At 50.2% G+C, this 26,083-nt stretch carries 27 protein-coding genes; 11 read left to right on the plus strand and 16 right to left on the minus strand.

Annotated features, from left to right (window positions below; genetic code table 11):
• Positions 1-2 precede the first annotated feature (2 nt).
• Together rfbB and galE are read right to left on the minus strand one after the other, a co-directional pair.
• The gene (gene rfbB / locus ABD852_RS00625) at positions 3-1,061 is read right to left on the minus strand and encodes a dTDP-glucose 4,6-dehydratase (RefSeq protein ID WP_345026049.1); all 1,059 of its coding nucleotides are present in this window, start codon (positions 1,059-1,061) and stop codon (positions 3-5) included.
• Positions 1,062-1,064: 3 nt separating this feature from the next.
• The gene (gene galE, locus ABD852_RS00630; RefSeq protein WP_345026050.1) at positions 1,065-2,099 is read right to left on the minus strand and encodes a UDP-glucose 4-epimerase GalE; all 1,035 of its coding nucleotides are present in this window, start codon (positions 2,097-2,099) and stop codon (positions 1,065-1,067) included.
• Positions 2,100-2,221: 122 nt separating this feature from the next.
• On the opposite strand from galE, the gene ABD852_RS00635 reads away from it, so the two are divergent.
• Positions 2,222-3,070 carry a transglutaminase-like domain-containing protein gene (locus tag ABD852_RS00635; RefSeq protein WP_345026051.1) on the plus strand — a complete coding sequence of 283 codons (849 nt, stop codon included), beginning with the start codon at positions 2,222-2,224 and terminating at the stop codon, positions 3,068-3,070.
• Here ABD852_RS00635 and ABD852_RS00640 read toward each other — a convergent pair.
• Entirely contained in the window at positions 3,042-3,707 is a 666-nt protein-coding gene (locus ABD852_RS00640; RefSeq protein WP_345026052.1) for a 4'-phosphopantetheinyl transferase superfamily protein, read from the minus strand. The two genes, ABD852_RS00635 and ABD852_RS00640, sit on opposite strands and share 29 nt — an antisense overlap.
• A gap of 203 nt (positions 3,708-3,910) precedes the next feature.
• On the opposite strand from ABD852_RS00640, the gene ABD852_RS00645 reads away from it, so the two are divergent.
• Positions 3,911-4,819: a WD40 repeat domain-containing protein gene (locus tag ABD852_RS00645; RefSeq protein WP_345026053.1), complete on the plus strand. Its 909-nt coding sequence runs from the start codon at positions 3,911-3,913 to the stop codon at positions 4,817-4,819.
• Between the two features lie 26 nt (positions 4,820-4,845).
• Here the strand turns inward: ABD852_RS00645 and ABD852_RS00650 are convergent, their stop codons facing one another.
• The 6 genes from ABD852_RS00650 to ABD852_RS00675 all read right to left on the minus strand — a co-directional run bounded on the left by ABD852_RS00650 (position 4,846) and on the right by ABD852_RS00675 (position 10,307).
• Positions 4,846-5,748 carry a nucleotidyltransferase family protein gene (locus ABD852_RS00650; RefSeq protein ID WP_345026253.1) on the minus strand — a complete coding sequence of 301 codons (903 nt, stop codon included), beginning with the start codon at positions 5,746-5,748 and terminating at the stop codon, positions 4,846-4,848.
• A 92-nt stretch (positions 5,749-5,840) separates the two neighbouring features.
• Positions 5,841-6,605 carry a class I SAM-dependent methyltransferase gene (locus tag ABD852_RS00655; RefSeq protein ID WP_345026054.1) on the minus strand — a complete coding sequence of 255 codons (765 nt, stop codon included), beginning with the start codon at positions 6,603-6,605 and terminating at the stop codon, positions 5,841-5,843.
• Positions 6,592-7,521: a glycosyltransferase family 2 protein gene (locus ABD852_RS00660; protein WP_345026055.1), complete on the minus strand. Its 930-nt coding sequence runs from the start codon at positions 7,519-7,521 to the stop codon at positions 6,592-6,594. The genes ABD852_RS00655 and ABD852_RS00660 overlap by 14 nt, the downstream gene beginning before the upstream one ends.
• A 4-nt stretch (positions 7,522-7,525) precedes the next feature.
• Positions 7,526-8,614: a DegT/DnrJ/EryC1/StrS family aminotransferase gene (locus ABD852_RS00665; RefSeq protein WP_345026056.1), complete on the minus strand. Its 1,089-nt coding sequence runs from the start codon at positions 8,612-8,614 to the stop codon at positions 7,526-7,528.
• Positions 8,611-8,997 (minus strand): sugar 3,4-ketoisomerase, encoded by a 387-nt coding sequence (locus ABD852_RS00670; RefSeq protein WP_345026057.1) that lies wholly within the window; start codon positions 8,995-8,997, stop codon positions 8,611-8,613. The genes ABD852_RS00665 and ABD852_RS00670 overlap by 4 nt, the downstream gene beginning before the upstream one ends.
• A gap of 140 nt (positions 8,998-9,137) precedes the next feature.
• Positions 9,138-10,307: a hypothetical protein gene (locus ABD852_RS00675; protein ID WP_345026058.1), complete on the minus strand. Its 1,170-nt coding sequence runs from the start codon at positions 10,305-10,307 to the stop codon at positions 9,138-9,140.
• Between the two features lie 309 nt (positions 10,308-10,616).
• Between ABD852_RS00675 and ABD852_RS00680 the strand changes: the two genes are divergently transcribed.
• The 6 genes from ABD852_RS00680 to ABD852_RS00705 all read left to right on the plus strand — a co-directional run bounded on the left by ABD852_RS00680 (position 10,617) and on the right by ABD852_RS00705 (position 15,904).
• Positions 10,617-11,279 (plus strand): heme exporter protein CcmB, encoded by a 663-nt coding sequence (locus ABD852_RS00680; protein ID WP_345026059.1) that lies wholly within the window; start codon positions 10,617-10,619, stop codon positions 11,277-11,279.
• A 17-nt stretch (positions 11,280-11,296) separates the two neighbouring features.
• Positions 11,297-11,959 carry a cytochrome c biogenesis protein CcsA gene (gene ccsA / locus ABD852_RS00685; RefSeq protein WP_345026060.1) on the plus strand — a complete coding sequence of 221 codons (663 nt, stop codon included), beginning with the start codon at positions 11,297-11,299 and terminating at the stop codon, positions 11,957-11,959.
• 13 nt (positions 11,960-11,972) lie between these two features.
• Entirely contained in the window at positions 11,973-12,227 is a 255-nt protein-coding gene (locus ABD852_RS00690) for a CcmD family protein (RefSeq protein ID WP_425568739.1), read from the plus strand.
• 80 nt (positions 12,228-12,307) lie between these two features.
• The gene (locus ABD852_RS00695; protein WP_345026061.1) at positions 12,308-12,745 is read left to right on the plus strand and encodes a cytochrome c maturation protein CcmE domain-containing protein; all 438 of its coding nucleotides are present in this window, start codon (positions 12,308-12,310) and stop codon (positions 12,743-12,745) included.
• Between the two features lie 69 nt (positions 12,746-12,814).
• Complete coding sequence (gene ccsA, locus ABD852_RS00700) at positions 12,815-15,421, plus strand: cytochrome c biogenesis protein CcsA (RefSeq protein WP_345026062.1); 2,607 nt, start codon at positions 12,815-12,817, stop codon at positions 15,419-15,421.
• Between the two features lie 9 nt (positions 15,422-15,430).
• Positions 15,431-15,904 carry a hypothetical protein gene (locus tag ABD852_RS00705; protein ID WP_345026063.1) on the plus strand — a complete coding sequence of 158 codons (474 nt, stop codon included), beginning with the start codon at positions 15,431-15,433 and terminating at the stop codon, positions 15,902-15,904.
• A 7-nt stretch (positions 15,905-15,911) separates the two neighbouring features.
• Here the strand turns inward: ABD852_RS00705 and ABD852_RS00710 are convergent, their stop codons facing one another.
• From ABD852_RS00710 to thrS, 5 genes are all read right to left on the minus strand, one after another.
• Positions 15,912-16,805 carry a hypothetical protein gene (locus ABD852_RS00710; protein ID WP_345026064.1) on the minus strand — a complete coding sequence of 298 codons (894 nt, stop codon included), beginning with the start codon at positions 16,803-16,805 and terminating at the stop codon, positions 15,912-15,914.
• Between the two features lie 146 nt (positions 16,806-16,951).
• Positions 16,952-17,299 (minus strand): 50S ribosomal protein L20, encoded by a 348-nt coding sequence (gene rplT / locus ABD852_RS00715; RefSeq protein ID WP_345026065.1) that lies wholly within the window; start codon positions 17,297-17,299, stop codon positions 16,952-16,954.
• Positions 17,300-17,415: 116 nt separating this feature from the next.
• On the minus strand, positions 17,416-17,610 hold the full coding sequence (rpmI, locus tag ABD852_RS00720; protein WP_345026066.1) for a 50S ribosomal protein L35: 195 nt from the start codon (positions 17,608-17,610) through the stop codon (positions 17,416-17,418).
• A gap of 124 nt (positions 17,611-17,734) precedes the next feature.
• The gene (infC, locus tag ABD852_RS00725; protein WP_345026067.1) at positions 17,735-18,292 is read right to left on the minus strand and encodes a translation initiation factor IF-3; all 558 of its coding nucleotides are present in this window, start codon (positions 18,290-18,292) and stop codon (positions 17,735-17,737) included.
• Between the two features lie 105 nt (positions 18,293-18,397).
• Positions 18,398-20,353, minus strand: coding sequence for a threonine--tRNA ligase (gene thrS, locus ABD852_RS00730; RefSeq protein WP_345026068.1), 1,956 nt, complete (start codon positions 20,351-20,353; stop codon positions 18,398-18,400).
• Between the two features lie 289 nt (positions 20,354-20,642).
• Here thrS and ABD852_RS00735 point away from each other — a divergent pair, with 289 nt between their 5' ends.
• Positions 20,643-21,584 carry a glycosylase gene (locus ABD852_RS00735; RefSeq protein WP_345026069.1) on the plus strand — a complete coding sequence of 314 codons (942 nt, stop codon included), beginning with the start codon at positions 20,643-20,645 and terminating at the stop codon, positions 21,582-21,584.
• Positions 21,585-21,620: 36 nt separating this feature from the next.
• On the opposite strand, the gene ABD852_RS00740 is transcribed toward ABD852_RS00735, so the two are convergent.
• Complete coding sequence (locus ABD852_RS00740) at positions 21,621-22,139, minus strand: acyl-CoA thioesterase (protein WP_345026070.1); 519 nt, start codon at positions 22,137-22,139, stop codon at positions 21,621-21,623.
• A gap of 10 nt (positions 22,140-22,149) precedes the next feature.
• A complete protein-coding gene (locus ABD852_RS00745; RefSeq protein WP_345026071.1) occupies positions 22,150-22,965 on the minus strand; it encodes an outer membrane beta-barrel protein in 816 nt (271 codons plus the stop codon).
• Between the two features lie 306 nt (positions 22,966-23,271).
• Here ABD852_RS00745 and ABD852_RS00750 point away from each other — a divergent pair, with 306 nt between their 5' ends.
• Together ABD852_RS00750 and mraY are read left to right on the plus strand one after the other, a co-directional pair.
• Positions 23,272-24,744, plus strand: a complete 1,473-nt coding sequence (locus ABD852_RS00750; protein ID WP_345026072.1) for a UDP-N-acetylmuramoyl-L-alanyl-D-glutamate--2,6-diaminopimelate ligase — start codon at positions 23,272-23,274, stop codon at positions 24,742-24,744.
• Between the two features lie 115 nt (positions 24,745-24,859).
• A complete protein-coding gene (mraY, locus tag ABD852_RS00755; protein WP_345026073.1) occupies positions 24,860-26,074 on the plus strand; it encodes a phospho-N-acetylmuramoyl-pentapeptide-transferase in 1,215 nt (404 codons plus the stop codon).
• Positions 26,075-26,083 lie beyond the last annotated feature (9 nt).

The following is a 26,083-nucleotide window of genomic DNA, read 5'->3' on the forward strand; positions in this document are numbered from 1 at the left end:
CCTTACCGGTTTTCGTACATTTGATCGTAGTACAACTTATAGTTCCCGCTGGTTACGTTTTCAAGCCAGTCCTGGTTGGAAAGATACCATTCTACCGTCCGGGTCAGGCCTTCTTCAAACTGCACGGAAGGCGACCAGCCCAGTTGCGTGCGAAGCTTCGACGGGTCAATAGCATAGCGCAGGTCATGGCCGGCCCGGTCGGTTACATAGGTAAGCAACTGCTCCGACGTGCCCGGATCACGTCCCAGCTTCTGGTCCATCACTTTGCACAAAAGCTTGATAAGATCAATGTTTTTCCACTCGTTTTCGCCGCCAATGTTGTAGGTTTCCCCGTTTTTACCTGAGTGATAAATCACGTCGATGGCACGGGCATGATCCAGCACGTACAACCAATCCCGGACATTTTCTCCTTTTCCGTATACGGGAAGAGGCTTATTCTTCAGGATGTTGTTGATCATCAGGGGAATAAGTTTCTCCGGGAAATGGTTGGGTCCGTAATTGTTCGAGCAGTTGGATACCACTATCGGCAACCCGTAAGTATTGTGATAAGCCCTGACAAAATGATCAGAAGCTGCTTTGGAAGCGGAATAAGGCGATCTCGGGTCATAAGAGGTGTCCTCACGGAAAAATTCCTGCGGATCATGGAGCTCCCCATATACCTCGTCCGTCGACACGTGGTAAAAACGGTGTCCTGAAAAATCGCCTTTCCAGCTTTTCAATGCCGCATTCAGGAGATTGACAGTTCCGATTACGTTGGTTTTAACGAAAGCCATAGGGTCCGAAATGGACCGGTCTACGTGCGATTCCGCCGCCAGGTGGATAACACCCGTATATTCATTTTTCGCGAAAAGAGCATCGATGAATGCAGCATCGGTGATATCGCCTTTTACAAACTGGTAATTAGGAGCGTTTTCGATGTCAGACAGGTTGGCCAGGTTGCCGGCATAGGTCAAAGCATCGAGGTTGTGTATCTGGTAATCAGGATATTGGGTTACAAAAAGCCTGACAACATGGGAGCCGATGAAACCAGCTCCGCCGGTAATGAGAATTCTTTTCGACATAGATTAGTTTTGCGATATGAGCGAATCTGACATCAGCCTTTGCTGCCAGCGCCAAGCATCTGAAAGCGCTTCTCCAAGCGACTTTTCCGCCGTCCAGTCCATTTCCCTGTTTACTTTATCGGACTGGGCGTATATTTTTTCGACGTCTCCCGGTCGCCGGGGTTCGAAGGTGTAGTTCAGCGAAAGATTGTTTACTTCTTCAAAAGTCCGGATCACCTGGAGGACGGTATTGCCCTGGCCGGTGCCCACGTTGAATACGTCGTAAAACGCCCCCTCTTCCTTTTTTTCCAGCAGGCGGAGCGCCTTGACGTGCGCTTTGGCAAGATCCATTACGTGGATATAGTCCCGCACACAAGTCCCGTCTTCTGTGTCATAATCTTTTCCGAAAACCGCGAGCTTTTCTCTGAGGCCGGCCGCCACTTGCGTGATGAAAGGGACCAGGTTACTCGGCACGCCGAGCGGAAGTTCTCCGATCTCTGCGGAAGGATGCGCACCTATGGGGTTAAAATACCGCAATGCAATTGCTTTGCCATTGGAGCTGGAATGTATAAAGTCGCGGAGAATGTCTTCACAGATGCTCTTTGTGTTCCCGTAAGGCGAGGCCGCCGGTTTCCGGGGAGTACTTTCGGTGACCGGCAGGCGGTCAGGTTCGCCATACACCGTACAGGACGAGGAGAATACGAAGTTCCGGACGTTGAACTTTTCGCAAAGTTCCAGCAGGATCAGCAAAGTACCCACGTTATTCTGGTAGTACTTCAGGGGCTCGGCCACCGACTCACCCACCGCCTTGTAAGCGGCAAAGTGTATGATGCCGTCGAATCGCTCTTTCTCAAAAACTGCTTCCATCGCAGCGCGATCGTTGCAATCGGTCTGATAAAGGGGAAACCGCTTGCCTGTAATTTTCTCCAGACCGTCAAGTACTTCTAATCTAGAATTGTAGAAATTGTCCAGCACGACGGGCTGATAACCGGCTTCATGCAGCTCAACAACGGTATGAGACCCGATAAAACCAGCCCCTCCTGTTACGAGAATTTTCATTCAATAATGATTTTGATAGTACCAAACATTTTTTAGATTGCGGGCAAAAGTAACTAATTTGAAGGCTATATAAAAATTGTTTTTGCCTTCATGAGGTGTTTCATTTTAACCGGTGCAAGGAGATGACAGAAAAAGAGATAAGGGCGTTGGTGTCGCTTCTTGATGACGATGACGAAGAAGTGATTGCCCATGTGGAAGGGAAAATAAGATCGATGGGAAGCGAGGTGATCCGTTTCCTCGAAGGACAGTGGGAGGAGAGTTTTGATCCCGTTCTGCAAAAGAAGATTGAGGACCTGGTTCATGACCTGCAGCTTGACGGGATTATCGAGCGCCTGCAGGCCTGGGTGGAAGGTGGTGCGCTTGATTTGCTCGAAGGAATGTGGATTTTGAACACCTACCTGTATCCGGATTTGTCCTACGAAAAGCTTTCAGGTGAAATCGAGCAGTTGTATTACCAGGTTTGGCTGTCTTACCATGACTCCATGAGCCCGACCGAGCAGGTCAAGCTGATGAACAGCCTCTTTTACAATACCATGGGGCTTGGACCCAACACCAAGAATTTCCACGCTCCATCCAACTCTATGCTCAGCGTGGTGCTGGAAAGCAAGCGCGGGAACCCCATTACACTTTGCGTGATTTATATGCTGATCGCAAGGAAACTGGGAATGCCGGTGTACGGCGTCAATTTGCCCAACCTTTTCGTATTGACCTACAAGCAGGAGGGGCTTCAGTTTTATATCAATGTTTTCAACAGGGGGATAATTTTCTCGCGGACTGACATTGAGCACTATATCAACCAGTTAAAACTGAAGCAGAACAATACTTTTTACGAGCCGTGTACGAACCAGGATATTGTGCAGCGCGTCTTGAGGAACCTGATTCTTTCCTATGAGAAATCGGGAGATTCGGATCGAAGCCAGGAACTGGAGCGGGTGCTTGCTTCTATTTCTCCCAGGGAAGGGGGGCTGTAGGCCTTTCAACGTCTCTGGCTATAGCCAGGTAATAATCCAGGACCCGGTGTAGCTCGGTGGTGGCCTCTCTTTTTGCAGCGGGGGCTGAAACCCGGCCTGTCCAGGAAAGATCAGCTTTCGATGGGTACACCCTGATGTGCTCCCGGAAGCTGATTTGTTTTTCACCTACCAGTTTATAAATGGCTTCCTTGGCGGTCCAGTATTTGCAAAGAAGATTCTGGTCGGCCCCGGCCGCGGACAGCTCTTCGGGGGAAAGGAATTTATGGGCAATTCTCAGCAGTTGCGGCCTCGGAGTTTCGAGGTCTATCCCAATCGGTGCATGAAGATCAAGGGCCGCAGCAATCAGGTGTTCGGTGTGCGATAAGGAGATATGAGCGGTGGACCCCAGCAGGTAGGGTTTTCCGTCAGGGCTTTTCCAGATTCCCTGGAAGGGAAACCCGGCCTGCTCGCAAAGCGCTGCAAAAAGACACCGTCCGGCTAGCCACTCCCTTCTTTTCAGGGGGTGACCAATGCCGGAATACTCGGAGCGATCAATCCCGGGAGGGAGCATACTTTCAAGCTGCGCTTCGGATTCTTCCAGCTTCCAGGTTAGCAGGATACCGTCGGAAATTTTAATTTTGTTTGCGATCAGCGGCATGAAAACCTTTTGTGCGTCTCTTTTATGGGTTCAGCCGGTAAAGTAAACAGGAATAACCCGTAAATCCATGCGCTGCTGTCGCCGGTATGCTTATGAAATAGCCATGAGCTTTGAGGTATTAGCTACAAGCTGCACACCAACCGACCGGTGAATAAGCGACCGGCAGCGCGGCTCATACCTCATCGCTCATAACTCCTATACAGATGAAAGTTACAAAAATCGACACCTTCGCGGGGCATCGTGATTCAGTTTACTGTCTTTTGGATTCGAAGGAAAAAAACGGCCGCTTTTATTCTTCCGGGGCCGATGGAATGGTAGTAGTCTGGGACCTGGAGAAGCCTGACATGGGAAAGCTGATCGCCAGGGTAGGGGGATCGGTATATGCGCTCGCTTTCGACCATGCGGCGCAGAACCTCTGGATCGGACAGAACTTTGAAGGAGTGCAGCTGATCAAACCTGAGCTGAAGCAGGCAGCCGGCTCGCTTAAGGTTACCACATCCGCTATTTTTGACATTCAATTGGCGGGAAACGAAGCTTACCTGGCATTTGGCGATGGCGTTATCGCTGTTCTGGATGTGCCGGATCTTTTGGTAAAAAAGCATGTGAAAGTGGCAGATAAAAGTGTCCGGGCGCTGGCTATCAGTAATGACCAGGCGCACCTGGCGGCCGGAACAAGCGATGCACACGTCCGCATTTTCGACCGGCAGACCATGCAGCCGCTCTTTAACCTGGAAGGGCACGGGAATTCAGTGTTTACAGTCCGGTACAGCCCGGATGGGCGTTTTCTGCTGACTGCCGGGCGCGATGCTCATTTCAGAGTATGGGATGTGAAACAGGACTATCGGTTGGTGCAGGACGTAGCTGCGCACATGTACGCGCTGAATCATATCGCTTTCAGTCCCGACGGCAGTATGTTTGCCACCTGCAGTATGGATAAGTCCATCAAGCTGTGGGATGCCGCGACTTTCAGGTTGCTAAAGGTAATCGATCGCTCCAGGCATGCCGGCCATGGCACTTCCGTGAATAAATTGCTTTGGAGTTCCTTTGAAAACCTCTTGCTTTCGGCAAGCGATGACCGTATGATTTCTGTTTGGGAAATTTCAAAAGAATAGGGCGGGCATACAGCCCGCCCCGTTTACTATCTGTTCCACAATTTCGCCGGGTAGTCGCCCTTGGCGTGGAGTTCGTTCAGTTGCTGCTGGACCACCGGTTTGTCCTCAGGATAGGTGACGCCAAACCAGTCAGAAGTGCTTTTGAACACCCTGCACGTGCTTTCCCCCGAACTCAGTAAGCTTGACACTACGATCGGTATATAAAATTCAGCTTTCGGATTGCTGATATTGGCCTGTGCATAAGCTTCGAAAAGAGCTTGTGTTTTCGGGAATACTGACGGTTTGAATCCCCAGAAATTCATGGAAACCGGTGTATCGGGAGCCAGCTCGGTCAGAACTGCGTTTTCTTCGAAGTAGATGGCCTGGTCTTTTTCAAATATCTTGGTCCGTTCAATGACGGAAAGCAAATTGCCCGCCTCGTCGGTCTGGCAGACTCCCCTGGAAACCGTTCCGTTTTCGGAAAGGGTACGTTTCAGTTCATACCCGACCATTGCATGGCGCGAAGAAACCTCGTCCTCGCTGAGAAACCGGGCCATGGTTTTGAAAGCGTCCGCCCCGTAAAAATCATCGGCATTGATAATGGCAAACGGCTCCGAAGTTTGCTCCCAGGCACAGAGCATGGCATGACCGGTGCCCCAGGGTTTGCTTCTTTCAATGTTGCCGAGACTCGCCGGAACGTAGGTTTCATATCCCTGGATAGCGAAATCGAAATCGATTAACCCCTCCAGTTTGGGCGCGAAGACCTCGCGGACATCATCCAGTATTTCTTTTCTGACGATAAATACGACCTTGCCGAAGCCGGCCCTTATCGCATCGAACAATGAGTAATCAATGATAGTCTCTCCGTTAGGGCCAAACTGGTCAAGCTGTTTAACCCCGCCGTAGCGGCTTCCGATTCCGGCGGCCAAAATCAATAACGTTGGTTGAATGTTGGACATATGTCTGCTTTTAGTTCACTAATACTTAATGGCTGCAAAAAAAAGCAAAAAATAGAGGTTAGCCGCCTTTACCTGAGAAGATTTTATTTTCTTAATGCCATAAACAGCGAGCTGCCGAATGGAAGCGGGGCGGGGAGCAGCTCTTCGGATTTGGTGACCAGGTAGCAGATTTTGTTGGGCAGGTCGCCCGGGTACCTGACGTCGGAAACAGGGATTTCCGTACCGTTTGCCCCCGTATTCATACGGAAACGCTGCCAGGAGCGGACCAGCCAGATAGGTAGTGACAGAAGAAACGGCCAGTAAGTATAGTAGGTCATTTTCAGGCCGGATGGTGCAGTAATTTTGCGAAACTCTGCAACGGTGAACCTCTTGTTGCTCCCTACTGCCACATCGTGGCTTCCTGAAAAAGCCCCGAAAGCATTGAGGTTGACCAAGACCAGGCCATTGGGTGTAAGACGCTCCGAAAATGCGCGTAAGCACCCGGTTATTTCGGCTTCTGTCAGAAAATAAAGGGCGTCGTTGCAGCAGATCAGGTCGAATTTATCCCCGCTTTTGAATTCGGAAACTTTGCGAAGGTCGCCTGTTCCTACGTCAAGCCCCCGTTTGCGGGAAAAATTGACCGCATGTGCCGAGTAGTCGAAACCGGTAAGATTCTGAAATCCCTGTTCCTTCAGGAACATAAGAAGGCCGCCCGTTCCGCAGGCGGCATCCAGGATTTTCAGCCCGGTTACCGGCCCGGCAAAGTTCCTGTTTATTGAATTCAGTACTTTCTTATGGAGAATGCTGTACCACCAGAGCCTGCGCTCCAGTTCATACATCCGGAGGTATTCGGCTTCATTGTGAATCATCCGGAAGTGTGCTGTTAAACTTGATTACGTATTGAGGCTGCCCGCTCTCCGCCATAAAGCTCTTACCGATATACTCGCCGAGCACGCTCAGGAGAAGCAGTTGAAGGCCTCCCATAAAAATAAGGGTGGCCGTTACCACCTGCCAGCCTTTCGGGTCCGGGCCGATAATCCATTGCCCGGCCAGGTAGAGAAGCAGCAGGATGCCCAGGGCCAGGAAAGAAAGCCCGACTGGCACAAAAAAGCGTATGGGAAGGGCCGAATAGCAAAAAAGAATATTCAGAAACAGTGAGATCAGTTTTTTCCAGGTATAGTTGGATGCACCGTCTTCCCGTTTCCTATGTTCTACAAGCACCGTCCCGATGTTCCGGGTATACCTGAAAATGAGGCCGTCGATGTAGGGGTAAGGCCCTTTGTATTTGACAATTTCGGAAACTACTTCTTTCCGGATGAGTTTGAAACTGGACAGGTACAGATCTTTCGGCTTCTCGAGCAGGAAAGTAGTCATCCAGTTGACAAGCTTGCTGCCCAGGTTTCGATAGGCGGCGTGTTCCTTTTTCTGATAATAGGTGTAGACCACATCGTAGTCGCCCTTTTCAGCTGTATCCAACAGCTTCAGGATTTCTTCCGGCGGGTTTTGAAAATCATCGTCGATGATCACGCAGTACTTGCCCTGGATCCAGTTCAAACCACACATTACCGCATTGAATTCGCCGAAATTTCGTCGCAAAGAAAGAAATTTGACATGGGAATGACGTTCGGCCAGCATTTTGCCTACGCGTTCAGACCCGTCCCGGCTGCCGTCGTTTATCAGTACCACTTCATAGGCGATGGTGGAAAGTACACGCTGAAGCCGGTCTACCAGGGTTTCGAGAGACTTTTCACTGTTGTAAACCGGTATGACAATAGACAGCAACATAGCCTTAGACAAATCGATTCAGAGTTTCTATAATGTGGCTCAAATCCTGGTCTGATAGCAGCGGGTGAAGCGGGAGGCTGATAGCCTGCCTGGAAATGTCGGTCGCTACCGGAAGATTTGCATGGTTCAGGTGCTGATATGCCTTTTGCCGGTGGATAGGCTGCGGGTAGTGAACGTCGGTTTGAATGCCATGTTCCGACAGCCAGGCACGTAGCCGGTCGCGTTCGGCGTGCCTGCATACAAAAAGGTGCCAGGCATCTTCCGTTACAGTTTCGCGCGGCGGGAGCCGCAGGCCCGCTACTTTGATCTCCTCCAGGTATTTTGCCGCGATCCGCCGCCTTGCCATGTTGTCGGCTTCCAGGTTCCGTAGTTTGACATTGAGTACGGCTGCCTGGATTTCGTCGAGCCGTGAATTGACACCCTGGTACTCGTTTTGATACCTTTTTTCGGAGCCGTAATTCCTGAGCATCCTGATTTTTCCGGCGAGTTCGGGGTCATTCGTGGTAACTGCTCCGGCGTCACCCCACGCACCGAGGTTTTTGGTGGGGTAGAAGCTGAAGGCCGTGGCGTCTGCCAGGCCGCCCACTTTTTTGCCTTTGTAGGAAGCGCCGTGCGCCTGGGCGGCGTCGGTTATGACCCGCAGACGATGACTCTGTGCGATTTCAAGTATCGGGTCAAGATCACAACTTTTGCCGTAGAGGTCTACCGTAATGATGGCCTTGGTTTTCGGAGACAGGTGCCCGGCTATACTGCCGGCCGTCAAAAGCATGGTTTCCGGGTCAGGTTCTGCCAGCACCGGCACGAGCCCCAATGCGTCTACCGGTAGGACAGAAGCTATATACGTATTGGAAGGTACAATCACTTCGCTTCCTTCCGGGAAGTCGTAACTTTTGAGAATAAGACTAATGGCGTCCAGGCCGTTCGCCACGCCGATACAATGACCGGCTTCACAAAAGGCTGCAAATGAATGCTCAAATTCAGTAACCTCCTTCCCGAGAACAAACCAGCCCGATTTTGCCACCCTCAGGATGGCTTCTTCCAATTCAGACTGAAGAGGCAGATTGATCTGCCTTAAATCGAGAAAAGGAATCATGGACGGTTGATATGGCTGAATTCGTAGGGCTCGTCGATATAATCGTTCTTCTCGTAATATTGGTTCGACAGTACCAGTAAGATCGCATCTTTGGAGAAAGAGTCCATAACATGCCAGTCTTCGGGTTCAAGGATCAGGCAGGTGGAGGGGTCGTCCAGGAAAAACTCCTCTTCACGAACTCCGTTATTGGAATACACCCGACAGCTGCCGCTTACACAGATCAATGCATTCCAGGTCAGGTGATGCCTGTGCCCGCCCCGGGTTGTATTTTCGGCGCCGTAAATGTAAAATACCCGTTTTATAGAGCCGGGAATAAGTTTTTCAAATACGGTCAGATTCCCGTCGCCGGATTTGAAGGTGTCCAATTGTATAAGTTTGCACATGTAATAGGATGTTTCATACGCTTTTACATCATCTGCGGTAGCCACAGGACGGCTTTCCGGAGCATGTATTCATTGTTCATGACAAGTCGTGTAAACTTGTGCATAAGTTACGCCGGAAATTAAAAAGAGCAAAAGACTTTTCAGGCTCCTTCGTAAAATAAGTGGAAAAGCTTCAACGGCAGCGGTTCGAGCCACAGTATCTTGTTGTAGCCCATGTAGAAAAGCTGAGGATGTGAGACGCAGATAATCATGATCAGAAAGAGGAATATTCTAAGGTGTTTGGTACTACTTGCTTGTTTAACAACGAGTAACGAGACAAAAAACATCGGGAAACCATAGGAGAGCGTTCTGTCCATATCATGTACCAGCAGCTCGGATCCCAGCATTACCAGGAAACATATAAAAGCCATGCCAAACAGAATTCTCCTGTCGGTAGTCCAGAGAATTGCCATCGCAGCGAGCGCCAGGATCCAAAGCCCCTCGAATGACCGCCAGAAACTGCCGCCAAGCCCGTTTTTATGGCTGGGTTCAAAATACATCAGGTGCCCGATGGTGGAATAGTGATGATCCGAGAAATAGGTGTTGATGACGTAGTAACGCGAGATAAAGTAAGCGCCCAGGACGAGAAAAGCGATGAGGTAACGGGGAGTCGCCAGCTGGCGGATCATTTCCGGGAGGCCGAACTCGTTCTTGCGGCAGGCGCTGTCCATTAACCACCAGAAGAGGGCAAAACCAACTGAAATCACCGCTCGTTCGTCGGTGAAGCACACTACCAGCAAGCTTATCGCAATTACTGCGTAATTCCGGCTGAGCATAGCCAGAAGGAGAAAGAAATAGGCGACCCCGTCTCCGTACCCGTGAATGTCGGCAAATTGCCAGACCCCTACGAAAATGTGGGCAATCGCCACGGTAAAGAAAGTGGCCGATAATTTGTCTTCCGTAATTTTATAGGCCATACGTCCGGCCAGGTACAGGAATCCAAGCCCGATCAGGAACTGCAGGCCTAACATAACAAGGAGATGCCGCCCGGTGAGCCAGTACAAAACCGGCAGTGTCCAGCGGAAAACCATGTTTTCCCTTCTTACGTCCAGGTCGATTCCATGCGGATGCAGCAGGCTGTGTGACTGGATGTCAATAAACGTCCAGGCGTCGAGAAAATGACCGTTCAGGTGGTTAACAACCAGCGTATAAGGCGGGCACGACAAAAACAGGGTCAGACCGGCTGATACAAGAACTACTTTGATGAGCCAATAGGGTGTGTCTAGAGCGGCCTCCACGTTTCCGGAGAAACGGTAATAAAGTTGGGTCATGGCACTCATTGCCTGAGGAATGCTTAATAGGTATATGGGCGCAAATATAAAAGGAATTGGGGTTGTGAAACTATTGCTGCCCAGATATCCGTTTTCATTTATTGACCGGCTTGGTAACCGTGGGCTTCGCGCCCGGTTTTGAGGTGTGTGACGGCGCATTTCTTATTTCTTTTCAAAGAAGGTCGCCGTTTCCGGGAAATGGGGATGCTTTTGATGAAGGTTATCCGGGAAGCTGCGTAAAATCAGTTCAAATAATTCCTTTTTGTCGGCTTTATGACCTAATTTTGCCCCGGATTATTTTATTGAGCCTTGAACGAGATAAGGGTTCTTTTTTGGAAAGAAGTTAAGTTGGAATTGCGTCAGCGATACGCGCTCAACGGTATGGTGCTCTACATTGTGAGTACTGTCTTTATCTGTTACCTTCATTTTAACCTCAATCAAAACCTGCTCAATCCCATTGTCTGGAACACCCTGTTCTGGATCATCCTTATGTTTACCGCCGTAAATGCGATTGGCAAGAGTTTCAGCCAGGACAGCGACGGACGTATTCTGTATTACTATACGTTGACGAGCCCGATCGCTATTATCCTGGCTAAAATTATATATAACTCGTTGTTGATGACCGTGCTGACTCTTTCCGGGTTCCTGGTCTATCAGCTTGCTATGGGTAACCCGGTCGACGACCTGGGAATGTTTCTTTTGGCCCTGCTGCTCGGCAGCATCGGGTTTGCCTCTGTACTCACGATGATTTCGGCAATCGCTTCGAAAGCCGGAAACAACGGCATGCTCATGGCGGTGCTCAGCTTTCCCATGGTCATCCCGCTGTTGCTGATGGCGGTAAAAATGTCAAAAAACGCGATGGACGGCCTCGATGCGTCGGTAAGCTATGATGAAATAGCGGTTTTGCTGGCAATCGACGCGCTCGTGATCGCGCTATCCTTAATTTTGTTTCCTTATATCTGGAAATCGTAAACGCCCATCCGTAAATTATGAAGTTAGCCTGGTGGAAAATCGCAACAATTGTAATTCTGGGGTATGTTCTTGCCCAGGGGCTCGCCGGCGAGGTGCCAAGACAGGCCATCCTCAATGAAACCGTACGAAACCTGTATTTCCATGTAACCATGTGGTTTTCCATGGTGTTGTTTTTACTGCTTTCGCTGATTAACTCAATTGCCTACCTCAGAACCGGGAAAATTGAACGCGATGACAAAGCGGTTGAATATGTGAACAGTGCGGTGGTTTTCGGGATGATCGGTTTTGTTACCGGTGCGCTTTGGGGGAAATATACCTGGGGCTCCGCCTTGCCGAAGGACCCCAAGATCCTGAGCGCAGCCATCGCCATGCTGGCTTATTTTGCCTACATCATCCTTCGCGGAGCGTTCGACGACGAACAGAAGCGCGCCCGCATCTCTGCAGTTTATAACATTTTTTCGTTTGTTATTTTCAATGTCCTGATTTTTGTGCTTCCCCGAATGACCGACACGTTGCACCCGGGTCAGGGCGGAAATCCCGGTTTTAATATCTATGACAACGACAACATTATGAAGCCGGTTTTTTACCCGGCCATTATCGGCTGGATGTTACTGGGCGTATGGATTACTACGCTCAGGGTCAGGCTGAGAGTAATTGAAAGAAAATTAATCGAAAACTGAATCGACTCAATATATGCGTACCGTAATTAAATCTGGCATTGCTCAAGTGATGAAACGAATCATGGGTGTTTTTGTGTTGTTGTGGATGACCGGTCTTCAGGTAGCTGCACAGCCGGGAGAAGTCGAAATGGCTGATAAACTGCGCGAAGATGGAAAAATCTGGGTGGTCGTTGGCGTTATCCTGATCATTTTCGCAGGGATCATCCTCTATCTGATCCGCCTCGATGCCAAGATCAGCAAGCTTGAAAAACAGGTAAAGCAGGGGTGAGGCGTGAGGTGAGAGAAATGAGCCCCGCGCTGCCCATCACCAAATCACCTCATCATCAAATCACCTCATCAATTTTAATTATGAAAAAGATACATATATTAGGTCTTATCGTCATTGCCATTGCAGTTGGTATCATCATTTCAACCGCCGGTGACGCCAGCACTTACGTGACCTTTAGCGAGGCCCAGACAATGGCTTCCAAAGGAAATAACTCAAGCATTCACGTAGTAGGGCAATTGACAAAAAACGAAAAGGGAGAGATCACCAACATGATCTACCGCCCGGAAATCGACCCGAATCACTTCGAATTTTCCCTGGTTGACAACGCTGGAGTGGAGAAAAAGGTGGTTTACCCGGATGCCAAACCCCAGGATTTCGACAAGTCGGAACAGGTGGTGGTGATCGGCAATATGGAAGACGGCTATTTTCATGCAGAGAAGATTCTCCTGAAATGCCCGTCAAAATATGAGAACGACAAGCTGGAAATAAAGGAATACAGCGCGAAGCCTGCCGTCTGATCAGGTACGCAGCCCCTCCGTCAGGCTGCCTTAATAAGTTTTATATTAGCCATATCAATTAATTTCATCATGTATCATCTGGCAGTCGGTAAGTTGGGTCATTTGTTTGTCATCATCGCATTTGTAAGTGCTTTGGTGGCAGCATTCGGGTATGTAAGATCCGCACTGTCCAATACACTCTCCGATGAAAAAAGTTACTGGAAAAATACGGGAAGAAATTTTTTCTTCGCGCACTCGGCAGCGGTTTTAGGGGTAATCGTCTGCTTGTACTGGATCATTCTCAACCATTACTTCGAATATAATTACGCCTGGAGCAATTCATCCCGATCCATGCCCAGGGCCTATGTGATCTCCAGTTTCTGGCAAAACCAGGAGGGGAGCTTCCTGCTCTGGATTTTCTGGAACATGTTGCTTGGCCTGGCGCTTATCGCTACTACCAAGCTTTGGGAAGGGCCGGTAATGGCCATTTTTGCAATGGTCCAGGCTTTCCTGATGTCTATGATTCTGGGCGTCATCATCCCGGGAATTGATCTCAAAATAGGTTCAACCCCCTTTCTTCTGTTAAAGGAGGCGCTGCCGGATCTAGCAGTGTGGAAAATGGACCCCGATTTTGTCCCGAAGGATGGGAACGGCCTGAACCCGCTGCTCCAGAACTACTGGATGGTGATACACCCACCCACCTTATTCCTGGGCTTCTCGGCTTCGCTGATACCGTTTTCTTTCGCTATTGCTGGGCTTTGGCTGAGGCGTACCAGCGAGTGGATCAGGCCTGCGCTGCCTTGGACGCTGTTTGCCGCGCTTGTATTGGGCCTGGGTATCTTAATGGGAGGCTACTGGGCGTATGAAACCCTGAATTTCGGAGGCTACTGGAACTGGGACCCTGTGGAAAATACCTCGTTTGTGCCCTGGGTGGTGCTGGTCGCAACGATCCACACCATGATTATTTCCGGAAAGAATGCGACCGCTTTAAAAACTTCCTATATACTTTCTATTGCGGCCTTCCTGCTTATCCTGTACTCCACTTTCATGACGAGGAGCGGTATTCTCGGAAATGCCTCCGTGCATTCGTTTACCGATCTGGGCCTTTCCGGCCAGTTGCTGGTCTACATGCTGTTTTTTATGGTGGTGGCCATCGCTTTAATGGTATACCGGTGGAAAACGCTTCCGTCAGATGAGGAAGAGGTGTCGACCTATTCAAGGGAATTCTGGATTTTTATAGGTGCAACGGTTCTTTGCTTATCCAGCTTCCAGATCCTCGCCACGACTTCGATCCCGGTGTATAATAAAATCGGTGAATTGTTCGGGATGGCCTGGAACCTGGCATTGCCCACGGATCAGATTGCGCATTACAACAAGTTCCAGCTATGGTTCTATATAGTGGTCGCGCTCCTAACCGGGGTGGGACAATACTTCTGGTGGAAGAAAGTCGGAAAGGGAAAACTGGAGGCGCTCTATGTTCCGTTGATCCTCACTTTTGTGATCAGTTCCATCTGGATTTATGTGGGCCAGGTAAAAGAGCTTCCTTATATTCTTCTTTTGACAGCCGCCATCTTTGCCGTGGTGTCCAACGGGGCCATACTGGTCAATATTATTCGCGGGAACTATAAGCTTTCCGGCGGGGCTATTACCCATATCGGCGCTGCGCTTATGCTGATCGGTATCCTGTTCTCATCGGGATATTCCAAGGTGGTCTCCATGAATAATTCGGGTTTGATGATCAGCAGGAGCGAGAGCTTTACCGCGAATGACAACAAAGAGAACCGCGAGAATGTGATGCTCTGGTACAATAAGCCGGAGCGGATGGGAGACTACCAGCTTACATGGAAGGACGTGCGGGTTGAAGTACGGGGAATCAACGAGTATGTGCCGTCCGGCTGGCTGGAGACCATTGAGAAGGATTTCCGGGCCGTTGCGCTTCAGGATATCACCCTGAGCGGGAAGACCTATTTTTCGAAGGGAGATACGGTAGAGATCTATCCCGACAATTTTTACTATGAAATCGAATACCGCGATCCGGCCGGGAAAATATTCACCCTTTTCCCGAGAGTTCAGATCAACCCTGGTATGGGCGGGATCATTGCTTCGCCGGGCCTGAGACGCGACCTCGACCGGGATTTGTACACCTATATCCAAATGTCGATGGACCCCACCGCGGAACCGCAGTGGAGCCCTACCGAACTCCATACCGTCGCGATGCGGGATACATTTTTCCTGAACGACTATGTAGCTGTACTTGATAACGTGGTGCGTACCGACGAGGTGGAGGGGGTTCCCCTCAAAGATGGGGATGCTGCCGTTAAAGCGATTATACGCGTGCTCGACCGTGGCCAGGAATATACGGTAAGCCCTACGTTTATTATCCGCGACAACACCATCGGCCGAAAAGCTGAGACCAATAAGGCACTGGGGCTGCGTATCCAGCTGAATGAAATTGACCCCAAAACCGGTATGTTTACCTTCGGCGTGAACCGGACGCAGCGTGACTACGTGGTGATGAAGGCTATCGAAAAGCCGCTGATCAACCTGCTTTGGGTGGGAACTTTCATACTGATGATAGGCTTCGGTATCTCGACTGTGCGCCGTTACCGTGATTTCATTAAGAAACGCGATCGTGAAGTACAGGGAGAAAATGAGAAGAAAGTCAGTAAAAAAAGGATTGAACTCAATAAAGCCTGATTCCCGGTCATGAGATTGAGACCGTTAATCCCGGCATTTAAAGCAGGCACCTGGCTTGCGCTGGCGCTGATGACGATCACCGGCTGCTCCCGGACAGCGACCAGTGAAGACGCGAAAGCGTGGCTGACCGGTTCGGCGCAATGGAAGCTTAACCGTGTCACGGTAAATGGCAAGCCTGTTTTCAACAATGGACAACCGGTTGAGCAATTCGGGGAAACCGGTTTTGACCGGTATATGGAGGAGGTCAGCTTTCTGCCGGATGGCAGCTTTCAGGGGCGGTTCAAAGGAGATCAGCGCCTCATGTCTTTTCGCTGGGAAGCGCTGGCGTCGGAAGTAGTGGTGAGCGATACCATCCCCAATGCCGGTAAATGGCATATTCCCTACCGTACAATGTCCGGTGAAGCTTTCGAAATGGAGACGGAAACGAATGCCTATAACCCGCCTGCCCTTACCCGCATACGGCTTTCTTTCGTAAAGCCTTAGCGCTTTTCTAAAACGCCAGCTCCTGGTAACTGATCAGAACAATGGCTATTACTGCCAGGATCAACCCGATTGCATTGGTTTTACTCAGTTTTTCATGGAATATCCAGAACGCCGTGGCGGACGATGCCAGGATGGTAAGAATATTGTAGACGGGGAAAACGAAAGCGGCACTATTGCCGTAGTCGGCCAGGGCCTTCAGCAGGAAATAAAGGGATAGAAAATTAGGGATGCCGAGGAAAAGCCCGGCGGCTATGCTCTTGAAGGAAGGCCATTCGCCGCTCTTCAGAGAGCCGGCAAGCAACACGATCATACCGATAAAAACAGCACCGCAACAAGCCAGCACCATAAACAGGGAGTTGGACCCGGGTTCGTAGTAGTGGGAGGTGAGATAGTTGATGAGGGTATTGTTGGTGCCGGATGCAATAAAGTAGAGAACCGGCCAGATAATGCCTTGAAGGCGGAAGGAGGTACTGCTGCCCGGGTTCAGCGACGCGAGCGTCAGGGCGGGTATAGTCAGTGCCAGGCCGGTAAAATTAAGCGGCGTAAATTCTTTGTGGGCGTTGTGAAATACAAACAGGCCGAAAAGTACCGGTATCACCAGCGAGAGGTTCCCGGCAAGTGAGGCGGCCGTTACGCCTGATTTTTGGGTGCTCTTCCCGATCAGAAGGAAAACTAAAATGAACAGGGCCCCCAGAGCAAGGGTGAAATGCGTGCCGGTGGAACCCCAATCCACTGCGGTTATTGCCTGAGTAAAGTCGGGCGTGAGGAGAATCCCGAGGATAACGCAGGCGACGTAGTTGAAAATGACCGCATGAAGCACGTTTACACCCCATTTAGGAAATGAGCGCATCAGCAGGTACAGACCGACGGTAAAAGCTACAGCGAGAATGAAGTAAAGCATGGAAAGGGCGAAGGTTCGGAGTAGTACAATGCCTCAAAGAAACAAAGTTAGACTTTATTGGCTGTTTTATCCGGAGATTTCTCCGCCCGTTTCAAACAAAAAAGCCCCGCTTTTGACAGCAGGGCTTTTTGTCGTTTTATCCTTCGTTATTTGCTGACTTTTTCAACAATAGCCTTGAATGCGTCAGGATGGTTCATTGCCAGGTCGGCGAGTACCTTACGGTTAAGCTCGATTCCTGAGGCGTTAACTTTTCCCATAAAAACTGAATAGGAAATACCATGCTGACGGGTACCTGCATTGATACGCTGAATCCACAAGGAACGGAAGTTCCGCTTCTTGTGCTTGCGCCCAACGTAAGCATACCCAAGTGCTTTTTCGACAGCGTTTTTAGCTACTGTCCAAACATTTTTACGACGGCCGTAGTAACCTTTGGCCATCTTTAAGATTTTTTTGCGTCTCGCACGCGACGCTACGTGATTTACCGAACGTGGCATATTGTAAGTTGTTTTTGAAGACCGGTGCTTGCTGTCAAGACTTTAAACCGGGCATCGGGTTGAACAAATGAACCTGCAGGGAGCCAAAGCCCGCCCGCGGATGGTTGCTGGTGCAGTTATACGCCGAGCAACGTTTTGATGCGTCTCTCATCCGTGCTGTCAACCAAAGTAGATTGAACCAGGTTGCGTTTCCGCTTGGTCGATTTTTTGGTCAGGATGTGGCTGTGAAACGCACGCTTACGTTTGATTTTACCGGTCCCTGTGAGCGAAAAACGCTTTTTAGCCCCGGAATTGGTTTTTAACTTAGGCATTGTGAATTACGTCTTGTAAATAAATGGATAAAATCAGCGCGCAAAGTTAACAAGTTGAACAATTAAATCCTAGAGAAGGCCTTAGTAACTGCCTTCTCCAGGATCTAATTGATGCTATGCTCATTTATTTTTTCTGGGCACTCGGCGTCAGGATCACGGTCATCCGTTTCCCTTCGAGCTTGGGCTCCATTTCAACTTTTCCGTAGTCGGACAAAGCGTCGGTGAAACGTTGAAGCAGGTGGGTGCCGCGCTCTTTAAAGACAATTGTACGTCCCACGAAATGAACGTATGCCTTTACTTTAGAGCCTTCTTTCAAAAAGTTGATGGCATGCTTGAGTTTAAACTCAAAGTCGTGATCATCTGTATTGGGACCGAAACGGATCTCCTTGATCACTACTTTCTGAGCCTTCGACTTGATCTCTTTTTGCTTTTTCTTCTGCTCGTATTTGAATTTTGAGTAGTCGGTCACTTTACATACCGGGGGAACTGCGTTCGGCGCAATTTCCACCAGATCAAGGCTTTGTGCAACTGCCATAGCGAGTGCCTGTTTCAGAGGAAAAACGCCTTGCTCGACGTTATCCCCAACCAGGCGAACCTCTTGGGCAGTTATACGTTCATTGATTTTGTAAGGTTCCTCTACAATCACACGCCGTCTGGGGCCGCGTGGGGGTCTTAATGCCATATGCTGTATTTAGGACTTTTTTGTTTGGTGTTCTGAATTAAAAATGGTTTGGATTGGTTCCGGTCTGCTAAAAAATCAGTCCAAGTACGCCAAATTAAAGTAAAACTAAAAGCCGGACAGGTTCTTTTTAATCTCCGCCGAAAAATAATCGGAAAATTCACGAATGGTCATACTGCCCATATCGCCATCCCCTTTCTTCCGAACAGACACCTTTCCTTCTGCTGCTTCTTTTTCACCCACTATGAGCATGTAAGGGATCTTGGTTACTTCCGCATCCCTGATCTTTCTCCCTATTTTCTCATCCCGGTGATCAACAAAGCCCCTGATATCCTGGTCCTGCAACTGGAAAAAGAGCTCTTCCGCGTAATCGGCATATTTTTCCGAAATGGGCAGGATCGCAATCTGGTCCGGCGAAAGCCAGATCGGGAACTGACCCGCGCTGTTTTCAATCAGGATGGCGATGAAACGCTCCATCGAACCGAACGGTGCGCGGTGAATCATAACCGGGCGATGCTTCTGGTTATCTGCGCCTACGTATTCCAGCTCAAAACGCTGCGGCAATTGATAGTCTACCTGGATGGTTCCAAGCTGCCATTTCCTTCCGAGCGCATCTTTCACCATGAAGTCGAGTTTCGGGCCGTAAAAAGCTGCTTCACCCAGCTCGGTTACCGTTTCGAGGCCTTTCTCGGCGGCGGCTTCGATAATAGCCGATTCCGCTTTTTCCCAGTCCTCGTCTTTCCCGATGTACTTGGCTTTGTTTTCCGGGTCTCTCAAAGAGATCTGGGCAGAATACTCAGTAAAGCCAAGTGTGCGGAAAACATACAGGACCAGGTCAATTACCCGGATGAATTCCTCCTTCACCTGGTCGCCACGGCAGAATATATGCGCATCGTCCTGCGTAAACCCTCTCACCCGGGTCAACCCGTGCAGCTCACCGCTTTGTTCGTAACGGTAGACCGTTCCGAATTCGGCCAGCCTCAGCGGCAGGTCCCGGTAGGAGCGGGGCTCTGTTTTATAGATCTCGCAGTGATGCGGGCAATTCATAGGCTTCAGCAGGTACTCTTCTCCTTCATTGGGCGTTTTAATCGGCTGGAAAGAATCCTTGCCGTATTTTTCCCAGTGACCGGAAGTGATATAGAGTTCCTTGCTGCCGATGTGAGGGGTAACTACCGGAACATAGCCGGCCCTCAACTGGGCTTTTCTCAGGAAGTTTTCCAGCCTCTCGCGCAACATGGCGCCTTTAGGCAACCACAGGGGAAGCCCCTGGCCGACTTTTTCCGAAAAGGCAAACAGTTTCAGTTCCCTGCCCAGTTTACGGTGATCGCGGCGCTTCGCTTCCTCCAGCAGGGTCAGGTACTCTTCCAGCTCTTTTTGTTTCGGGAACGTGATGCCGTAAATGCGGGTAAGCATTTTATTGGCCTCGTTGTTGCGCCAGTAAGCCCCGGCAATATTGGTAAGCTTGATAGCTTTGATAAAGCCGGTGTCAGGAATATGAGGTCCACGACAAAGGTCGGTAAAATTACCCTGTTTGTAAAGGGTGATCTGCCCGTCCTGCAGGCCGTCGATCAATTCCAGCTTATAGGGGTCTCCCTTTTCCGTGAACAGGGCATTCGCATCCGCTTTGCTGATTTCTTCGCGAACGTAGGCGTTCTTCTCACGCGCCAACTCCAGCATCTTGGCCTCTATCCTGGGGAAATCTTCCTGACTGATGGAGGCAGTGCCCAGGTCAACATCGTAATAAAATCCTTTTTCAATGGCGGGGCCGGTTCCGAATTTGATTCCCGGGTAAAGGGCTTCCAGCGCTTCGGCCATTAAGTGGGCGGAAGAATGCCAGAAGGCAGATTTTCCCTCATCGTTCGTCCAGGTCAGTAACGTGACGGTCGCATCGGTATGGATCGGGCGCGTAGCGTCCCAGATTTCGCCGTTTACTTTGGCCGCCAATACGTTGCGCGCCAACCCTTCACTGATACTCGCCGCTATTCCCAGTCCGGTGATGCCGCCTGGATATGACCTTTGGCTGCCGTCGGGTAACGTAATTTGGACTTCGGATGGATTACTCATTTAGATTGTACTGCTCTTTAATAATTTTTGATTGCAAAAGTTTTGCAAATTTAAGGGGAATAAGTCAAAAGAATTAAGGTTATTTGTTTTAATATGCGTAAAGCCAGCCGGCTGCGGCCGGTTGTCCCGGTCAGCGGCATTCTCCCGGCGCCGACTCTGTCATCAGTTGCAAGCGGTCAAATTTGCTTTCCCGGAGATGGCCCGGTGCGGGTTATCCGGCGTATTACCAAAAGCCGGCGCGCAGAACAGCAAGTGCGCCCGATCCCTTAACAGATTGTATTGCTTACCCATGATTCAATTTAAAAGCGCCGTTTTGTTAGCTACGGTGATGTTCGCCTCATCTTGCAACCCTTCCGGCAACCGCCGGCAACAGGAAACTCCCGAACAATTTCCCCGGGAACTGGTCAGTTTTAAGGCATACGAGAAAAACCCGGTTTTTACCGGCACCGGTGAAAATACCTGGGATTCGAAGATCAGGGAGCGTGGCTTTGTCATGAAGGAGGGTGACAAGTGGTACCTGTGGTACAACGGCTATTCCAAAACCTCGGGCGACGAAATCAAGTACCTGGGCCTGGCCACTTCGGACAATGGACTCGATTGGCAGCGTTTTTCCGAAAAACCAATCTATGATTCGTTGTGGGTGGAGGATATGTATGTCTGGAAGGACGGCGGGACTTATTATATGGCGGCTGAAGGAAAAGACGACGTTGCCCACCTGCTCGTTTCGGAAGACCGTGTGAACTGGAAAAGCCGGGGGGCGCTCGATGTCCGGATGAAAAACGGCGATCCGTTGTCGGAAGGCCCCTTTGGTACGCCCACACTCTGGAAAGAGAACGGGACATGGTACCTTTTTTACGAGCGCAACGACGGGGGAATCTGGCTGGCCACTTCGCCGGATATGCAGAAGTGGGTCAACGTTCAGGATGAACCGGTAATCGCTATGGGGCCGGAGGCCTATGACCAGTTTGCGGTTGCAATGAACCAGGTCATCAAATACAAAGGGCTTTATTATGGTTACTATCACGCTTCAGCTTATAAAGACTGGCGGGAGTGGACCATGAATATAGCCGTTTCAACCGATCTTGTCCATTGGAAGAAATATGATAAAAACCCGATCATGGGCAACAATCTTTCCAGCGGTATGGTGGTTGATACAGACGCCGGGTTCCGGTTTTATACCATGCATCCGGAGGTAAATGTGTTTCTGCCGCTTCCGGAAGATAAGAAATGAGCGGCCCTCCGGGAGAGCGGCCGGGAAATCTGAAGCTTATTTGCCGGTAAAGAGTTCTTTCAGTTCTACTGCTTCATCCGGCAGGAGCCTTCCCGAAAGTACCAGGCGGAGCTGCCGCCGGCGGAGCGCGCTTTTGTAAAGCTCGAACTCTGCTTCGGTTTCGGGGATCAGTTCCGGGACCCTGATCGGTTTATTGGCGTCGTCAACCGCCACAAACGTATAAAATGCTTTGTGAGTAGCCACCTTAATACCCGCGGGGACATCTTCTCCCCATACCTGGATAAAGACCTCCATTGAGGAGTTAAAAGCACGGGTCACGCCCGCCTGCATGGTCACGACATGGCCGAGCCTGATGGGTTGGGCAAACGATACATTGTCAACCGAAGCCGTCACAACCTTCGCATTGGCGTGTTTCTGTGCGGCAATGGCACCGCAGATATCCATCCAGTGCAGCAGCCTGCCGCCCATCAGGTTGTTTAGTGTATTGGTATCGTTGGGCAGGACCATTTCGGTCATGATCACTTTCGACGCGCCCGCATTCTTTTTCTGAGACATCTTCAGGATTTTATTTAGCGCACTTCATTATTTTACGCTCCTTGGCGTAGCGCGGGTTCGGCAATGAATAAATGACCTTTGCCGTGAGCATCATGTAGCTGTCTTTTGATTTGGGATTTCCCCGGATATAACCCGGCTGCTGACTCGAACCCCGGTAGGATAGCGCGTATGAAATGTCGGGATCAATCAGCTGGTCGAATTCGGGATACACTGTGCTTACATCATCCAGGTAGTCCGAAAGAAGGAAGTTGCCCGTCAGTTCCAGCCCGGCGCTCCAGCTTCTTGAGATGCGCACACTGGCACCCAATCCGCCGGTGATAAAGAGCGGAAGCCTTGAGTATTTTACCCCCTCGGTTCTGTACTTGGGAAGACTGTAAACGGTTCCTTCCCATTCCGCTTTGGGGTTCAGGTAAGTAACCCCAAGGCCGAGAAGACCGTAGGGGCTGACCAAAGCACGTCGCGAATAGGGAAAAAGATCGGCCTGAAGCGAGACCATCAGGTCCGGGTTTACCGTTTTGAAAGAAAGATTTTTTTCGGGATTATTTGTGTTTTTGCTGTCTCCCGACACTTTGTATAGCCGGAATTCACCTCTGGCACTGATTCTTTCTGTGAGCCGGTAGCTGCCGCCAAGAGCAAACGCCGGGCCGAGGCCCAGATTGCCGGAGCTCGCCGAAATGTCGCCCATATAATAGGCCACACCGCCGCCTGCGAACAAAGTCACCTGTCCATAGGGCTCCATCAGATGCGGATTCTGTCCACCGGACTTTTGCGCGACCACATAGGTCCCCGCCAGGGCGAAAAAAAGAAGGTACAGAGAAAATTTCATTTGCAACAAACGTTTAAGCGGAGAGCCGGGTACCAACGGGTGGATTGCTTACGAGTGCCGGTTACAGCGACGATCGCATACCTCACACCGGGCCGCCACAGCTCCTGGCTTGGATACTTTGGTGTAGAAATGTTAAAGAATTGTGCCAGTCGGATGATCGTTTGGGATTGTAACGTCTGGGTAAGCCGGAAATTGCCGCTTACCGGCGGGCTACTGAGAACTTCGTCGGCTCAAGCTGCGCAATCGTATCAATTTCCACGTACCTTTGGGGCAGATTCATGTACTCAAAATCCCCGGTTGTATAAAGTGGAAAGGAAGGTTTTACTCACTGATTTGTTAAAGAATGTGGAGGTCAGGACGTTGACGGGCGATGGAGACGTGGCCGTAAACAGCGTGGTAACGGATTCCAGGAAGGTAAGCCCGGGGTGTTTGTTTGTTGCCGTAAAAGGCACACAGGTAGACGGCCACGCATTTTTGACACAGGCAGAGACCGGCGGTGCGATCGGGGTGGTTGTGGAAAATCTTCCCGATGCGCTTTCTCCCGGTCTCGTGTATGTGGTCGTACCCGACTCGGCCGTTGCGCTCGGGCACATCGCCGCCGCTTTTTTTGACCATCCATCCGAAAAACTGAAATTGGTGGGTGTTACCGGCACAAACGGGAAGACTTCGGTAGTGACTTTTCTTTTCCAGCTTTTCAGGAACCTGGGCTATCGTTGCGGAATGATTTCCACGGTGCAGAATCAGATTGAAGAAGAGGTGATTCCTTCGACGCACACCACCCCGGAAGCCGTGGTATTGCAGGGGCTGCTGGCCAGAATGGTGGCTGCCGGCTGTAGCTATGTATTTATGGAAGTGAGCTCGCATGCCGTTGTGCAGCATCGGATTGAAGGGTTAAGGTTTGCGGCGGGTATATTTACCAATATTACACATGATCATCTCGACTTCCATGGCACGTTTGATCACTATATAGCCGCTAAAAAAGGCTTTTTTGATGCTTTGCCGGCAGGCGCTTACGCGTTGGTAAACGCTGACGACCGTCGCGGCAGTGTAATGGTGCAAAACACAAAGGCAGAGGTGCATACCTATTCCATACGGTCAATGGCTGATTTCCGGGCGAAAATCCTGGCGTCGACTTTTCAGGGACTGCAGCTTCTGGTTAACGACCGCGAGCTGTGGGTAAGGCTGATCGGTGCATTTAACGTGTCGAATCTTTTAGCTGTTTACGGTATCGCAGTCTTGCTGGGCGAAGAAGAAGAGAATGTGCTCACCGAGCTTTCTGCGCTGACACCGCCTCCGGGGCGGTTCGAAGTGGTTCGGGATGAAGTCGCCGACATTACGGCGATTGTCGATTATGCGCATACGCCGGATGCGCTCGAAAACGTATTGTCGACGATTTCGCAAATCCGTAATTACAACGAACGGGTGATTACGGTGGTAGGTTGCGGCGGAAACCGCGATGCCACCAAGCGTCCGCGGATGGCCGCGATAGCCGCTAAAATGAGCGACCGGGTGATCTTTACCTCGGACAATTCAAGGAATGAAGAACCGGAAGAAATTATCAGACAAATGCGGGCGGGCGTCTCAGCGGCAGACTACAGGAAAACCAGCGCCTTCGTAGACCGGAAAGAGGCGATCAGGCAGGCGGTTTCCGAGGCAGGCAAAGGGGACATAATACTGATTGCCGGCAAAGGCCACGAGACCTACCAGGAAGTCCGGGGGCAGCGCTTTCATTTTGATGACCGCGAAGAAGTCCGGGAAGCCTTCGCTGTAAGCAGGTAGGTGACGCTATTCAAGTAAAGTTGCGGGCAAACCATGCAAATTTGCCGGCCAATTCTTGATTTGTAACTGATAATTTAAACAAATTTGCATGACTATATCAGCGATTTTTGGTTAGATGCTTTATTATTTATTCGACTTTCTCGACAAACAGTATGACTTCCCTGGTGCGGGAGTCTTTCAATATATCTCTTTCCGTGCCTTGGGCGCCGCAGTCCTGTCCCTGTTTATTGCGGCCGCATACGGGAAAAAAATCATCAACTATCTTCACTACAAACAGGTGGGGGAAACCGTGCGGGACCTGGGGCTCCCGGGGCAGAAAGAAAAGACCGGAACGCCTACTATGGGCGGGTTTATTATCCTGGCGTCGCTGCTGATACCGGTTCTCCTTTTTGCCAAGCTTTCCAACGTGTATGTGGTTTTGCTGATTATCGCGGCGGTATGGACCGGTATGATCGGATTTATCGACGACTACATCAAAAAGTTCAGGAACAATAAGGAAGGGTTACACGGCCGCTTCAAAATATTCGGCCAGGTATCGCTCGGATTAATTGTAGGGCTTACTCTCTGCTTCCACAGGGACGTTAAAATCCGCGTTTATGAGCAGCCGTTTGTAAGCCCGGAGCTGGGTGAGATCAACCGCTTTCACGACCTGGTGAACCCGATGATCACTACTGTCCCGTTTCTGAAAAACAATTCCTTCGATTACAGTATGCTGACTTTCGGGCTGATACCTGAAAGCTACACCTGGATCATTTATACATTAATTGCCATTTTCATTATTACGGCTGTTTCCAACGGTGCGAACATCACGGACGGGATTGATGGTCTGGCGGCCGGCTCGTCCGGAATTATTGCGGTGACTTTAGGAGTTTTGGCCTATTTGTCGGGTAACGTTCGGTTTGCTCAGTACCTTAACATTATGTATATCCCCAATTCCGGGGAGCTGGTGATTTTCTGTGCCGCGTTTGTGGGCGCTTGTATTGGTTTTCTATGGTACAATGCTTACCCGGCCCAGGTTTTTATGGGCGATACGGGAAGCCTGATGCTGGGTGGAGTGATTGCCGTAATTGCGCTCGCGATACGGAAAGAGTTGCTTATCCCGGTTCTTTGTGGAATTTTCCTGATAGAGCTATTGTCGGTAATGACCCAGGTCAGCTATTTCAAGTACACGAAGCGACGATTCGGCGAGGGCAGGAGGATCTTCCTGATGTCGCCGCTTCACCACCATTTCCAGAAAAAGGGGCACCACGAGGCAAAAATCGTGACGAGATTCTGGATTATTGGTATTATCCTGGCCATTTTCTGCCTGGTAACGCTGAAGTTGAGATAGCCTCAGCCC

The sequence above is a fragment of the Ravibacter arvi genome (assembly GCF_039540405.1).
Lineage (GTDB): Bacteria > Bacteroidota > Bacteroidia > Cytophagales > Spirosomataceae > Ravibacter > Ravibacter arvi.

Excerpts from the sequence above, each read along its gene's own strand:
- rfbB (WP_345026049.1), bottom strand. The coding sequence starts at position 1,061 with ATGTCGAAAAGAATTCTCATTACCGGCGGAGCTGGTTTCATCGGCTCC.
- galE (WP_345026050.1), bottom strand. The coding sequence starts at position 2,099 with ATGAAAATTCTCGTAACAGGAGGGGCTGGTTTTATCGGGTCTCATACC.
- ABD852_RS00635 (WP_345026051.1), top strand. The coding sequence starts at position 2,222 with ATGACAGAAAAAGAGATAAGGGCGTTGGTGTCGCTTCTTGATGACGAT.
- ABD852_RS00640 (WP_345026052.1), bottom strand. The coding sequence starts at position 3,707 with ATGCCGCTGATCGCAAACAAAATTAAAATTTCCGACGGTATCCTGCTA.
- ABD852_RS00645 (WP_345026053.1), top strand. The coding sequence starts at position 3,911 with ATGAAAGTTACAAAAATCGACACCTTCGCGGGGCATCGTGATTCAGTT.
- ABD852_RS00655 (WP_345026054.1), bottom strand. The coding sequence starts at position 6,605 with ATGATTCACAATGAAGCCGAATACCTCCGGATGTATGAACTGGAGCGC.
- ABD852_RS00660 (WP_345026055.1), bottom strand. The coding sequence starts at position 7,521 with ATGTTGCTGTCTATTGTCATACCGGTTTACAACAGTGAAAAGTCTCTC.
- ABD852_RS00665 (WP_345026056.1), bottom strand. The coding sequence starts at position 8,614 with ATGATTCCTTTTCTCGATTTAAGGCAGATCAATCTGCCTCTTCAGTCT.
- ABD852_RS00670 (WP_345026057.1), bottom strand. The coding sequence starts at position 8,997 with ATGTGCAAACTTATACAATTGGACACCTTCAAATCCGGCGACGGGAAT.
- ABD852_RS00675 (WP_345026058.1), bottom strand. The coding sequence starts at position 10,307 with ATGACCCAACTTTATTACCGTTTCTCCGGAAACGTGGAGGCCGCTCTA.
- ccsA (WP_345026060.1), top strand. The coding sequence starts at position 11,297 with ATGAAGTTAGCCTGGTGGAAAATCGCAACAATTGTAATTCTGGGGTAT.
- ABD852_RS00690 (WP_425568739.1), top strand. The coding sequence starts at position 11,973 with ATGCGTACCGTAATTAAATCTGGCATTGCTCAAGTGATGAAACGAATC.
- ABD852_RS00695 (WP_345026061.1), top strand. The coding sequence starts at position 12,308 with ATGAAAAAGATACATATATTAGGTCTTATCGTCATTGCCATTGCAGTT.
- ccsA (WP_345026062.1), top strand. The coding sequence starts at position 12,815 with ATGTATCATCTGGCAGTCGGTAAGTTGGGTCATTTGTTTGTCATCATC.
- ABD852_RS00705 (WP_345026063.1), top strand. The coding sequence starts at position 15,431 with ATGAGATTGAGACCGTTAATCCCGGCATTTAAAGCAGGCACCTGGCTT.
- ABD852_RS00710 (WP_345026064.1), bottom strand. The coding sequence starts at position 16,805 with ATGCTTTACTTCATTCTCGCTGTAGCTTTTACCGTCGGTCTGTACCTG.
- rplT (WP_345026065.1), bottom strand. The coding sequence starts at position 17,299 with ATGCCACGTTCGGTAAATCACGTAGCGTCGCGTGCGAGACGCAAAAAA.
- rpmI (WP_345026066.1), bottom strand. The coding sequence starts at position 17,610 with ATGCCTAAGTTAAAAACCAATTCCGGGGCTAAAAAGCGTTTTTCGCTC.
- infC (WP_345026067.1), bottom strand. The coding sequence starts at position 18,292 with ATGGCATTAAGACCCCCACGCGGCCCCAGACGGCGTGTGATTGTAGAG.
- thrS (WP_345026068.1), bottom strand. The coding sequence starts at position 20,353 with ATGAGTAATCCATCCGAAGTCCAAATTACGTTACCCGACGGCAGCCAA.
- ABD852_RS00735 (WP_345026069.1), top strand. The coding sequence starts at position 20,643 with ATGATTCAATTTAAAAGCGCCGTTTTGTTAGCTACGGTGATGTTCGCC.
- ABD852_RS00740 (WP_345026070.1), bottom strand. The coding sequence starts at position 22,139 with ATGTCTCAGAAAAAGAATGCGGGCGCGTCGAAAGTGATCATGACCGAA.
- ABD852_RS00745 (WP_345026071.1), bottom strand. The coding sequence starts at position 22,965 with ATGAAATTTTCTCTGTACCTTCTTTTTTTCGCCCTGGCGGGGACCTAT.
- mraY (WP_345026073.1), top strand. The coding sequence starts at position 24,860 with ATGCTTTATTATTTATTCGACTTTCTCGACAAACAGTATGACTTCCCT.